The 12,652-nt window shown below is 37.7% G+C and carries 9 protein-coding genes; 6 read left to right on the top strand and 3 right to left on the bottom strand.

The annotated features are described in order from the left end of the window. The first annotated feature begins 57 nt into the window (after window positions 1-57). From BUA60_RS02120 to BUA60_RS02130, 3 genes are all read left to right on the top strand, one after another. Complete coding sequence (locus tag BUA60_RS02120; protein WP_072860088.1) at window positions 58-1,248, top strand: phosphoglycerate kinase; 1,191 nt, start codon at window positions 58-60, stop codon at window positions 1,246-1,248. A gap of 114 nt (window positions 1,249-1,362) precedes the next feature. Then, on the top strand, window positions 1,363-3,000 hold the full coding sequence (locus tag BUA60_RS02125; RefSeq protein ID WP_084532453.1) for a lytic transglycosylase domain-containing protein: 1,638 nt from the start codon (window positions 1,363-1,365) through the stop codon (window positions 2,998-3,000). Between the two features lie 12 nt (window positions 3,001-3,012). Continuing rightward, window positions 3,013-4,005: a DUF4837 family protein gene (locus tag BUA60_RS02130; RefSeq protein WP_072860089.1), complete on the top strand. Its 993-nt coding sequence runs from the start codon at window positions 3,013-3,015 to the stop codon at window positions 4,003-4,005. Window positions 4,006-4,230: 225 nt separating this feature from the next. Here BUA60_RS02130 and BUA60_RS23420 read toward each other — a convergent pair whose 3' ends face one another. The 3 genes from BUA60_RS23420 to BUA60_RS02145 form a co-directional block, all read right to left on the bottom strand. Then, window positions 4,231-4,401, bottom strand: coding sequence for a DUF6747 family protein (locus BUA60_RS23420; protein ID WP_317043175.1), 171 nt, complete (start codon window positions 4,399-4,401; stop codon window positions 4,231-4,233). Window positions 4,402-4,815: 414 nt separating this feature from the next. Continuing rightward, window positions 4,816-7,464, bottom strand: a complete 2,649-nt coding sequence (locus tag BUA60_RS02135) for an OmpA family protein (RefSeq protein ID WP_084532454.1) — start codon at window positions 7,462-7,464, stop codon at window positions 4,816-4,818. Between the two features lie 584 nt (window positions 7,465-8,048). Beyond that, complete coding sequence (locus BUA60_RS02145; RefSeq protein ID WP_072860090.1) at window positions 8,049-8,234, bottom strand: Sec-independent protein translocase subunit TatA/TatB; 186 nt, start codon at window positions 8,232-8,234, stop codon at window positions 8,049-8,051. A gap of 198 nt (window positions 8,235-8,432) precedes the next feature. Between BUA60_RS02145 and BUA60_RS02150 the strand changes: the two genes are divergently transcribed. From BUA60_RS02150 to BUA60_RS02160, 3 genes are all read left to right on the top strand, one after another. Continuing rightward, on the top strand, window positions 8,433-9,302 hold the full coding sequence (locus BUA60_RS02150) for a M23 family metallopeptidase (protein WP_072860091.1): 870 nt from the start codon (window positions 8,433-8,435) through the stop codon (window positions 9,300-9,302). A 6-nt stretch (window positions 9,303-9,308) separates the two neighbouring features. Further along, on the top strand, window positions 9,309-10,817 hold the full coding sequence (locus BUA60_RS02155; protein WP_072860092.1) for a GH3 auxin-responsive promoter family protein: 1,509 nt from the start codon (window positions 9,309-9,311) through the stop codon (window positions 10,815-10,817). A gap of 147 nt (window positions 10,818-10,964) precedes the next feature. Next, the gene (locus BUA60_RS02160) at window positions 10,965-12,650 is read left to right on the top strand and encodes a DUF6909 family protein (RefSeq protein ID WP_072860093.1); all 1,686 of its coding nucleotides are present in this window, start codon (window positions 10,965-10,967) and stop codon (window positions 12,648-12,650) included. Window positions 12,651-12,652: the final 2 nt, after the last annotated feature.

Genomic DNA, 12,652 nt, shown 5'->3' on the forward strand with positions numbered 1-12,652 from the left:
TCTTTAAACACTACCTATAAATCTTTACATTTGTCACTCTCTAAAAATAAGTGGCAAATGAAAACCATCAACGATTTTAATTTTAAAGGTAAAAAAGCATTAATAAGGGTAGATTTTAATGTTCCATTGGACGCGGATTTTAATGTAACCGACGACAATAGGATTGAAGCAGCAAAGCCTACTATCATTAAAGTACTGGAAGATGGCGGAAGTGCCGTGCTAATGAGTCACTTAGGAAGGCCCGACGGAAAAGTAAATCCAGATCTGTCCCTAAAACATATTTGCAACAAGGTATCCGAAGTACTTGGAGTAAAGGTGAAATTTTCAACGGAAAGCATTGGACCAATAGCCGAAAAGGCTGTGGCCGAATTAAAGAGCGGTGAAGTTCTTTTGTTGGAAAACCTTAGGTTTCACGCCGAAGAGGAAAAAGGAGATAAGAACTTCGCTGAGCAATTATCCAAACTAGGGGACATTTATGTAAATGACGCCTTTGGAACTGCTCACAGGGCCCATGCCTCCACTACCATAGTTGCCCAATTTTTTCCAGAAAAGAAATGTTTTGGGTTCTTGTTGGCCAAAGAAATTGAGGCCATAGAAAAAGTAATGAGAACAGGGGAAAAGCCAGTGACCGCTATTTTGGGAGGAGCAAAGGTATCATCAAAAATTACGATCATCGAAAACATTTTGGATAAAGTAGACCATCTTATTATTGGTGGTGGAATGACCTATACCTTTGTTAAAGCCAAAGGGGGAAAGGTTGGAGATTCTATCTGTGAGGATGATAAAATGGAATTAGCCTTGGAAATTCTTGAGCAGGCCAAGAAAAAAGGAGTAGAAGTGCATATCCCTGTAGATGTATTGGCAGCGGACGACTTTAACAACAATGCCCAGACCAAAGTGGTTAATTCCAACGAGATACCTAATGGCTGGCAAGGTTTGGACGCAGGGCCCAAAACTTTGGAAATATTTAAAGAGGTAATCTTAAAATCGAAAACCATATTATGGAATGGTCCTATTGGCGTTTTTGAAATGGAAAGCTTTGCCAAAGGTACCATTGCCATTGGAAATTATATTGATGAAGCAACAAAAAAAGGCGCCTTTTCTTTAGTGGGTGGCGGAGATTCTGTTGCTGCGGTCAAGCAATTTGGTTTCGAAAACAAGGTAAGCTATGTTTCTACTGGTGGAGGTGCCATGTTGGAAAGCCTTGAAGGCAAAACCCTTCCCGGAATAGCAGCAATATTGGCATAAATACGACGTTATTTAATATGGGTTATCTGTTTTTTATCTGCTTTTAAAAATTAAATTTTAAAGTTTAGAAAAAATTCACGATTTTAGTCTGCCCCGCTTAAAAAAACAAACCTTATGAAAACATCCAGATATATTTTATTGGGAGTCTTGTCTATGGGTTTCTTGGTTACAGGCGTAGCACAGGAATTTGATTCAATACCTACTGCAAAAAAAGGCTTAAACGCCCCAAAGTTACAGGAAATTTCAGTGGATACTACTGCCATGGATATGGAAGGTGTTGAGCAGATGGAAACAATGGAGGCCCAGGATGAAATTCAGGACAATCCGTTGCTTTTGGTGAAAGGGCAGAAAAAGTACGATTTAAAGGACCGTCCGGAAACTGCCAAGTTCGATAGCCTATGGATGAAGGAATTGTACGACAGTTCCTCTTTATTTGATTCCATTTATCAGGACATTACTACCTTGGAAATAGATTCCGTATATCATTTCAATGTAGATACGGACACCTTAAAAGCCAGACTGAAGCTTTTAAACCAGAAAACACCCTTTAACATTGTTTACAATCCTTCATTGGAGAATGTAATACGCTACTTTCTAACCCGTAAAAGGGATATGATGAGTAGAATGTTGACTATTAGCCAATTTTATTTCCCTTTGTTCGAACAGGAATTGGACAATCAAAATGTACCCTTGGAACTTAAATATTTGGCCATTGTTGAATCTGCACTAAATCCGAGGGCCCGTTCACGGGTCGGTGCCACTGGATTGTGGCAATTTATGTACGGTACCGGGAAAATGTACGATTTGGATGTTAGCAGTTATGTAGATGAACGCAGCGACCCCATTAATTCTACCAAGGCTGCAAGTTTATATCTTAAAAAGCTACATGATATCTTTAACGATTGGGATTTGGCTCTAGCGGCATATAATTCTGGGCCTGGTAACGTAAACAAGGCTATTAGAAGATCTGGAGGCTACAAGAATTACTGGAATATAAGAAGAAACCTTCCCAGGGAAACCGCGGGATATGTACCGGCATTTTTGGCTACCATGTATATTTTTGAATATGCGGAAGAACATGGTTTTACAAGACAAGTCACAGATCGTCCATATTTTGAGACCGATACCATACATGTGAAGAGCACTATTACCTTTAATCAAATTTCAGAATTGGTAGATGTTAGCGAAGAAGAACTCATGTTTTTGAATCCGGCCTACAAATTAAAGGTAATACCATATGTAAAGGGCAAGAATTATACCCTACGGCTCCCAGTAGATGCATTGGGGAAATTTGTTGCCAATGAGGAGGCAATCTATGCCCATGTACAGAATCAACTAAAATCCAAGGAAGAGCCATTACCGCAAATAGTACAATCTAAAGATCAAATTACATACAAGGTTCGCAGTGGCGATTTCTTGGGAAAGATCGCAGAAAGGTACGGAGTGGGTGTTAGCCAAATTAAAAATTGGAACGGTCTACGAAGCAACAACCTTAGAATAGGTCAAAGATTAACTATTTATCCAAGAAAAATTCCTTCATCAGTAAGTGCAACAACTACTAGCAAAAGCTCAACAAATTCAGTAGCTGCGGCAGGTGCCAAGGTACATACGGTTAAAAGCGGTGACTCTCTTTGGACCATTTCCAAAAAATATCCTGGAATTAGTATAGATAATTTACGAAAATGGAACGGTATTAGTGGTAATGACATAAAACCGGGCACAAAGTTAAAATTGTGCGATTGTTCTTCGTAAATAAATAACTATATGAAAAAAATTGGCGCAGTAGTATTATTACTTTCTTTAATTATTGTCTCTTGTGAAGAAAAAGAGAAAAAGAAATATCTGCCAGAATCCATTGGTGCCATAAATTCTTTGGCCATTGTAATGGAAAATGAGCTTTGGGAAGGAAAAGTCGGGGATCGTGTAAGGCAGCATTTTGCAGCACCTGTTTTGGGTCTATCTTGGGAGGAACCCCTGTTCACTATCAATCAAATGCCCCAAAAAGTCTTCTCTGGTACCATTTTACAAACCCGTTCTGTACTTTTTATAGACAAGGATACATTGAGCCTTGCCCACATTAAAACCGATGTCTATGCCACTCCCCAAAAAGTTGGTGTCATTAAGGGAAGAACGGATGAAGAAATTATTTCAAATTTGGATGCCAAAGCCAATGAGATTGTCAAAGCTTTTAAGGAAGTCGAAATCCAAGAATCACAAAAGCGTTTCTTAAAATCCCTTAGCAAGGAAACAGTATTGAACGATAAATTGGGCATAACCCTGTCCCTACCCTCTATTTATAAAGTAGGAAAACAGGAGAACAATTTTATCTGGATCGATAGACAGATTCAAAAAGGGAGTATGAATATTATCGCCTACGATATTCCGAATGATTATTTTAAAAACGACTCCACCTTTGTCAAGGATATTGTGGCCATGCGTGATTCTATAGGAAAACAATATATCCCTGGGCCAGATGTACCTGGAAAAATAACCTATATGATGACCGAAAAGGCCTTTGCGCCTTATGTTTTCCCCGTGGAAGTCGCCAATAGAAAGGCTGCCGAAGTTAGAGGGATATGGGAGATCAACGGATATCCCATGGCAGGACCTTTTCTGACTTATATCATCAACGACGATAAAAACAATCGGAAAGTGGTTATTGAAGGTTTTGTTTTTGCTCCCGCTACAGAAAAAAGGGACGATATGTTCCAGCTTGAAGCCATTTTGAAAACCGTGAAGTTCTTGGACGATAAATAAATACATCGGCAACAAAAATACACTGTATAGGGCCCTCTAACGGGCCCTATTTTTTTGGGCATAAACTTGACCACATAATAATACAATCGCCAATAAAACGTATAAAAACAACATTAAACCCCGCTTCTCAAGTTAATCTAAACTATAGAGGGGATGATTAGGGCCTATAGGCAACAAAAAAACGCCCTCACGGGCGTTTTCTGGTTTGGTTGGTTGGTTATGGTTTTAATCAAAGGCAAAGCCCGTAGTAATTCTGAATATAAAGGCATATAGTACGATTAAGAAACTTGCAAAACAAAACCAGCTCATCGCCTTAAAAAAAGTTTTAACAAAAGCGTGACCTAGGTTTCTAAATGCCTCTAAATAAATTTCTCTAACTAATAGAACGTTTTTCATAATATTTGGTTTGGTTATTTGGTTGGTTATTAGATATATAACTCAAAATCTTACAGTTAGGTATTTCATCGGACTTTTTTGTTGTAAATAGACCCTTATGCGTTGTGAAAATGGATTTAACCTTTAATTAAGAACTACTACCATCACCTAAGTAACGGCTTGTATCCAACGGAAACAAAGAAGATTCCTCCTAGATAATATCCAACCATTGGAGACAAGAACCCTAACATTACCTTGCAATTTTCCAAAGTAGCAAAATTATATTAATCTGATTTCGTTTACTTTAACGGATATTATTGGTAAATCCAAAAAAATACTCAACAGTATATTTATTGAAATGCTAAGTACAAAAAAACCGCCTTGTCCATAAAGAAAAGGCGGCTATTGTACAATTGATTTAGTGTATCTCCTACATTACATCTTTACTATAATAAATTCTGAACGTCTATTAAGTTCGTGTTTCTCCCTACTACAACGAACTCCGTTTCCACATTCGTTGATCAAACGCTCCTCGCCATATCCAATGGCACTTTCAATACGGTCTGCCGAAATACCTTTGGAAATAAGATAGGCCCTTGTAGACTTGGCCCTTTTATCCGATAGATATTTATTGTAGACATCAGGACCTCGGGAATCTGTATGGGATTCAATCTTTATTACCATATCCTTATACTCGGTCATCACCTCCACCAATTTATCAAGTTCCAACGATGCATCCTTTCTTATATAGGATTTATCAAAATCGAAGAAAATCATATCGGTCTTAAGCTTTTTAATTCCGTCTTCAATGACTATGAGTTCCTTTAACTTTTTCATAGTAATATCCACATTTACCACCTCATTTTTCTTTGTTTCGGCCGTAACTACATTTTCAAAGAATTCGCTCCTAGTTGCTTTAATGGTGTATTTGGTATTGGAATCCAAATCTTCAAAGACAAATGAACCGTCATCTTCCGTAACCATTTCCTTTAATTTAATGTTATTCTCATCCAAGAGGGTGACCAAGGCCTTAGGCATTAAATCGCCGGTAATCAACTCGGTAACCACACCCGAAATGGCATTCTTTTCCACTTCTTCAAGTACCAGTCTTTCAAAAGAATAAATATCGTCGTCTCCTTTACCACCACGCCTGTTGGAGGCAAAATATCCTTTTTGGTTTTCTTCATTAACGATATAAGAAAAATCATCCTTATTACTGTTGATGGGCTGACCCATATTGGTTACCTCTTTAAAACCTTCCTCGTCATAAGCCACTTCATATACATCCAGTCCTCCAAGTCCAACATGACCATTGGAAGCGAAGTATAACTTCTTATCATTGATAAACGGAAACATTTCTTTCTGCTTCGTATTTATACCAGGACCTAAATTTTTGGGCTCCGAATAACTACCATTATCCAAAACATCTACCACAAAAATATCGGTATCCCCAATGGTTCCAGGCATATCCGAAACAAAATACAGCTTTTTCCCATCAGGACTTAACGCTGGATGCCCGGTAGAATAATCATCACTGTTAAAGGGTACTTCTTCGGCTTCAGTCCATTCTCCATTAACTTTCTTGGAAACATATATTTTCAAATGATTGACCCCATTTTTATCCCTTTTTAGTTTTTTACCATAATTATTTCTAGTAAAGTACATGGTAGAATTATCGGGAGTAAAGGTTACAGATGCTTCGTGATACTTGGAATTTATTTTTTTCGAAAACCTAATTGCAGCCTTAAGGTCTTGGGATTCCTTATTAACCTTGGAGACATAGAGGTCCAAATAAGGTTGATTGTTCCATTTATACCTTCTGGTATTAAAAATGGAAGAGTCTTTGGCCGATGCAAAAACAATCTCGTCATCGTTATAAAACATAGGTGAAAACTCTGAATACTTGGTATTTATGGCCAAGTTTTTAAGTCCATATTTAAGTTCCATATTTAAAATATTGTCCAAGATGGCTTCTTTTTGGTCTGCCCTAAAATCCAACTTGGAACCTACATTTCCTTTCTCCACCTGCTTGTCATAAAGCCGCATCATTCTTTTGGATTTGGAATATTTACCGGTACCTTTTAAGGTATGGGCATATTTAAAAATTTGGTCGGGCGACACTTCCTCTTCATATCTTTCAAATATGATATTGTAATAATAGTAAGCCCTTTCCATATTTGTATTGTAATAATGGGAGTCTCCTGCTTTTTGAAGTATTTCAAGGGAATAATTATTGGAGTCTTTTTTAAGTGCCTCCTCGTATAATTCGGCAGCTTCGGCATACCACATTTTATCAAAATATTGGTCAGCTTTTTGAATAAGCCTTGTGGCGTTGGGGTTTGATTTTTCATTTGAGCCGTTTCCCCTTTCAATATTATTTAGCAGTGGTTCATCCTCAATAGGACTGAGCATTTCATAAGTAACCTCTTCTAAGGACAATTCCTCCTTTGGCTCGGCGTTATTGGTCTTTGGCTCGGGTTTTTCATCTTGTTCCGGAGTTTTAACCCCTTTAGGGTAATCCTTTACCTCTTGACCTGAGTTATTATCCAATGCTGTTTTGGGTAAAGGCAAATTTGAAACCGTTCCATTGCCGTTTATCCCTATTTTTTTTGATGTACCGCCATTATCAACATTCATTAGCCAAAATGGATCGTTATAGGTGCCATTCAACTTGGAATTACAAGCAGCTATAGCGCTATCCAAATTATCGTACTTATTCAAATAGACATAGTTAAGACCATTACCGGGATTGCTAATATATCCTGCATCAAAACCCTTGCCCTTTAAACTTTGTACCAGATTTTGAGCATTCCCTATATCGGAAAATACACCAGAGACAATATAAAAGCCTTCATCTATCCCCTTAAGGTTTTTAAAAGTCCTGCTTTTTATCTGGTTTGATGCAGCCCGCTTTCTAAACATTTCAGGGGTAACCCTAGTGTTGGAGGCATTGGAATTATTATTGATGCTTATATCTATATCCGCAAACCGTTTATCCATATCGGAGGCAACGTTATTCCTAATTCCTTGGGCACTGCCAAAAATAGCAAGAAATAGAAAGAAGGCTGTTAGAAGTTGTTTCATGTTTAAACTATTAAAAAATCTTGGGGGTCCAATTTTAAAAACAATATAGCGGCAAATGTAAAATCGACATTAACTTCCATAGTGAATTGCAAACACCATATATTTTATTACCAACGCTAAAACTAGAGCGGTTAGTACCGTTATAAAATTATTTGTTGTGAATCCATTGTTTTCAATGGTGTAATTGCCATTTAAAGGGATTTATATAGCAATATAAAGGAAAAGGCCACTACATTTTAGATAGAAATATATTGAAGTTAGCTCTTAATTTATACGATTTTCCCTAACATTGGTCCATTTCTGAATACTTGAAGGATATAGTGATTCAGTCTTGTTTAAGGAGCTAGAAGGCACATCCAAAATTAAAATTCCGATTGGTTTTTTTAGGCTATCTGTATAAATGAAATACCTTTTAAAAACAGTTCATTTAAATCTTCAAATGAAAAATTTAGGAGCCAAAATTATTTACCTATCCGGCTCTGCCAGGTACCTAAATTTAGTGGGAATGTGAATATACACAGCTGTATAAACAAAAAAACACCTGCCTAATGCCAGATGTTCTTTCAAAATATTTTAAAGATGATCTATTTTTCTTTTTTTTCTTCCAATTTATCGTCTTCCTTGGAAGCATCCTTAAATTCTTTAATGCCGCTTCCCAATCCACGCATCAATTCCGGAATTTTTTTACCTCCAAATAATAGTAGGACGATGGCCACAACCAAAGCGATTTGCATTGGCCCAATGGCTAAAAATGTGTTTAAAGATATCATAGTATGATGATTTAAGAAAAACAAAGGTACTAAAAAAGTTGTTAGAATGCTGTTAATTTTAAAGCTTCTAAGATATTTTAATTATTCTAATTTAGTATATCTTTCGTTAATAGATACTTTTGCACTGAAAAAAGTATTGAAAATCAATTTGAGTAATAGTAGAATTAAAGTTAATTACTAAGCTTATCTTTGTTCATTATGGCCAAAAAGGTAAAGAAAAGAAAGGAAATTAAACAGAAACTTCTTCATAAGTATCGTCTGGTGATTTTGAATGAAAGTACCTTTGAAGAAAAAATTTCGTTTAAGCTGAGCAGGATGAATGTTTTTGTTACTGGTTCCCTGTTCATAATTGGGCTGATTGGATTCACCATACTGTTGATAGCATTTACACCTTTACGGGAATATATCCCAGGGTACTCTTCCACTAAATTAAAGCGACAGGCCACAGAACTTACCTATAGGACCGATTCTTTGGTTGCCACACTAAATTATACCAATAGGTATTTAGACAATATAAGAAAGGTGCTGAAAGGTGATATTGAAAATAATGAAATTAATAGGGACTCCCTATTCGATCAATACAAACTGGATCCCTCTACCATAGATTTAACACCGATCAGGGAAGATTCACTGCTGAGGAAGCAAGTAGCCTTGGAGGATAAATACAATTTGTTTGAAAGAAACATTAATAATCCCGGACAGGTACTTTTTTCTCCCCTTTCTGGCACCATTTCCCAAGAATTTAATACCGAAAACAAACATTTTGCAGTAGATGTGGTGGCTCCTATGGACAGCCCCATTAAAGCGGTAGCCAATGGCACCGTAATTTTTGCCGAATGGACGGCGGAAACCGGGTATGTAATTATCTTGGAGCATATGGACGGACTTTTAAGCGTATACAAGCACAATGGATCCCTAAACAAAGGGCAAGGCGATGTAGTAAGATCAGGAGAGGTAATTGCTTCGGTAGGAAATACGGGGGAGTTGACCACAGGTCCACATCTTCACTTTGAGCTATGGAGCAATGGTAGCCCAATAGATCCACTAAATTTTATAGATTTTAAATAATTTTAAATGAGTTTAAAATCATTTGCCGCAAAAATATTTGCCAAGAATATCGCTAAAAAAACTGCCGATTGGGTAAATAATCCTATTCAAACCCAGGAAAAGGTATTCCAATCGCTCATAGCTACTGCCAAAAATACCGACTTTGGCAAGGATCATCATTTTTCCAATATAAAAACCCATGCCCAATTTGTTGAAAACGTACCCATAAGGGACTATGAAGAGTTAAAGGGATATGTGGAGAAGGTGGTAGCAGGCCAGAAAGATGTATTATGGCCTGGTAAACCTGCCTACTTTGCAAAAACTTCGGGGACCACATCCGGGGTTAAATACATCCCCATTACCCACGAATCCATTAAGTACCAGGTTGAAGCTTCCCGAAATGCCATTTTGAATTATATCCATGAAACAGGAAATGCTGATTTTGTGAATGGAAAAATGATCTTTCTTCAAGGAAGTCCCGAAATGAAAGAAAAAAATGGGATAAAGATTGGTAGATTATCAGGGATATCCGCGCACTATGTTCCCAATTATCTACAAAAAAACCGATTGCCAAGTTGGGAAACCAATTGTTTGGAGGACTGGGACACCAAAGTGAACAAAATTGTAGAGGAAACCGTAAACGAGAACATGACCGTTATTGCGGGAATACCCTCTTGGGTTCAAATGTATTTTGAAAAGCTGAACAAAAAAACGGACAAAAAAATAGGAGATCTCTTCAAAAATTTTCAACTATTCATCTATGGAGGGGTTAACTACGAGCCCTATCGTGCAAAATTTGAGAACCTCATCGGGCGCCGCGTAGACAGTATAGAACTCTTCCCCGCCAGTGAAGGATTTTTCGCTTACCAAAATTCCCAAAAGGAAAATGGGATGCTTTTGTTATTGAATTCGGGCATCTACTATGAGTTTGTCAAGGCCGATGAATTCTTTGTTGAAAATCCCAAACGTATTACCCTTAAAGATGTTAAACTGGGAGTAAATTACGTCATGATCATATCTACCAACGCCGGTTTATGGGCTTACAATCTCGGAGATACCATTCAGTTTATTTCATTGAAGCCCTTTAAAATCATTGTTTCCGGAAGAATTAAACATTTTATCTCCGCCTTTGGGGAACATGTTATTGGCAAGGAAGTGGAAGAAGCAATGAAACAGGCTATAGAGGGAACAGATGCCAGCATAAACGAATTTACAGTAGCCCCCCAAATTAATCCGGATGAAAAAGAACTTCCATTTCACGAATGGCTGATCGAATTTGAACGCCCCCCATCAGACATTAAAAAATTCATTGCCATCTTGGACGAGTCCTTACAGCAGCAAAACACTTATTATTTTGATTTAATTGAAGGCAAAATTCTCCAGACTTTAAAAATTACCCAAATAAAAAAAGATGGGTTTCAAGAATATATGAAGTCCATTGGAAAGTTAGGAGGTCAGAACAAAGTACAGCGCTTGTCCAATGACCGAAAAGTAGCCGATGGATTAAGAAGCTGGTCAATAATGAAGAACTCATAAAAAAGCCAGCCATTATTTTTCAACATTTACAATTATTGATACCCTAAAAGTCTAAATTTATAAATTTAGCATTGGCAAGAAACTGATAAAAGCTACACAGGAAATAAAATAAACAATATAAATTGTAGTTTTGCACGAAATCCGCTTATGAGTAAATCCGTTAACACTACTAGGGCACAAGATTCCACCAATGCCATTGAGCGCTTGTACATAACAATGCGGCATCTTTTTAACCGTGGATTTTACAAGCCTTCAGGTGTTTCCGGAGCAACCTTAAGACAATCCCTTTTACAATTACGTCCAGAAATATATGGTTCCATTGCCGAGGAAAAGGCAGAGCTTAATGGACTTATGTATGTTTTGGAAAGATTGCCGGAAGGAATAGAACAATGTCGGTTTATAAACCTCACCTCAGACGAAGGCTATGCTGGTTCCCAATTTAAACCTATTATTCCACCCAAAAGACGGAGAAACTGTTACAGGATCGATGATGAACAGATGAACATAGAGATTACCCGAGGCAGATCTGATATTTACGATATTCTGACCCATCTCACCTTTTTGTTCATCGAATCCGAGAAAATTAGTAAAAAGGTCCTTATAGAGGATACGGATAAAACTATACGTGACTGGGTAAAATTGGAACAGGCCGCGAATAAGGAGGAACTTAGCCAGAGGGAAAGGGAAGTAGCCCTAATACATATGGCCAATATTTTGGGAAGGCCGTTTATTGAGGTAATGGCGATCCACAAAAAACTCTCAACGGCTTTGGAGCCAGAGCGATTTTTAAAGATCATCTATTGGTTGGGGAAACTAGCCATTGAAGAAGAAACCACTGGGAATAAAAGGGCCATTACTTTTAGTCCCATGTTACGAGAACGTTTGGGACATCACATTCATGGGGAACGTTGGGCCAACAGGATTAAAGCGGTATTACAGGAAAACGGACTTATGGAACGTCCCATCCATATTATAAGTGCCAATATGCACAGCGTAATGAATTCATTGTTCGCCAAAAAAGCCTTGTCCAAGACTTTGGCGGGAAAGACAAAATTGGAGACATATGAGGCTTTGAGCATCCCCAAAAATTCCCACTTAAGGGAAAAGGTGATTGCCCAAGCTAAAAAAAACGGTATGATCGCCATTGATGACGTTTCCGGCACCAATATAGATGTACAAATTTTTGACATGTCAAAATTGGGTAAAGGTGCCTGTTGTTACGATTTGCCTGCAAACTGTCCAGAAAATGAAAAACCTGTTATCTTTGTTATGGATTACGCCTTTGGGGAACAGGCTTATGAAACCATTGATGAATTATTAAAGCCATATAGAGTTAAAAAAAACCAAGAGGTATTTTTAAATGTGGCTTCCATTACCATTATGGGAAAGGCAGGAATTCTGGAAGGTGGCAAAGGGGATATAATGATTCCCGACGCCCACATTTTTGAAGGAACGGCAGATAATTACCCTTTTGACAATGAATTGCGAAAAGAAGATTTTGAAGGCAACGGACTAAAAGTTTTACAAGGAGCTATGGTGACCGTCTTGGGAACCTCTTTGCAAAACAGGGACATCCTGAAATTCTTTCATGAATCCACTTGGAACGTAATTGGGTTGGAAATGGAAGGGGTGCATTATCAGAAGGCAATACAATCCGCATCCAAAATTAGAAAAAGTATACGGGAAGATGTTAAAGTGCGTTATGCCTATTATGCCTCCGATAACCCTTTGGAAACGGGGAGCACCTTGGCATCCGGTGGTTTGGGAACCACAGGGGTTAAACCCACCTATTTAATAACCGATAAAATACTAACACAAATATTTAATTCCTAGTT

Origin of the sequence: Arenibacter palladensis, assembly GCF_900129275.1 — a bacterium.
GTDB classification, from domain to species: domain Bacteria; phylum Bacteroidota; class Bacteroidia; order Flavobacteriales; family Flavobacteriaceae; genus Arenibacter; species Arenibacter palladensis.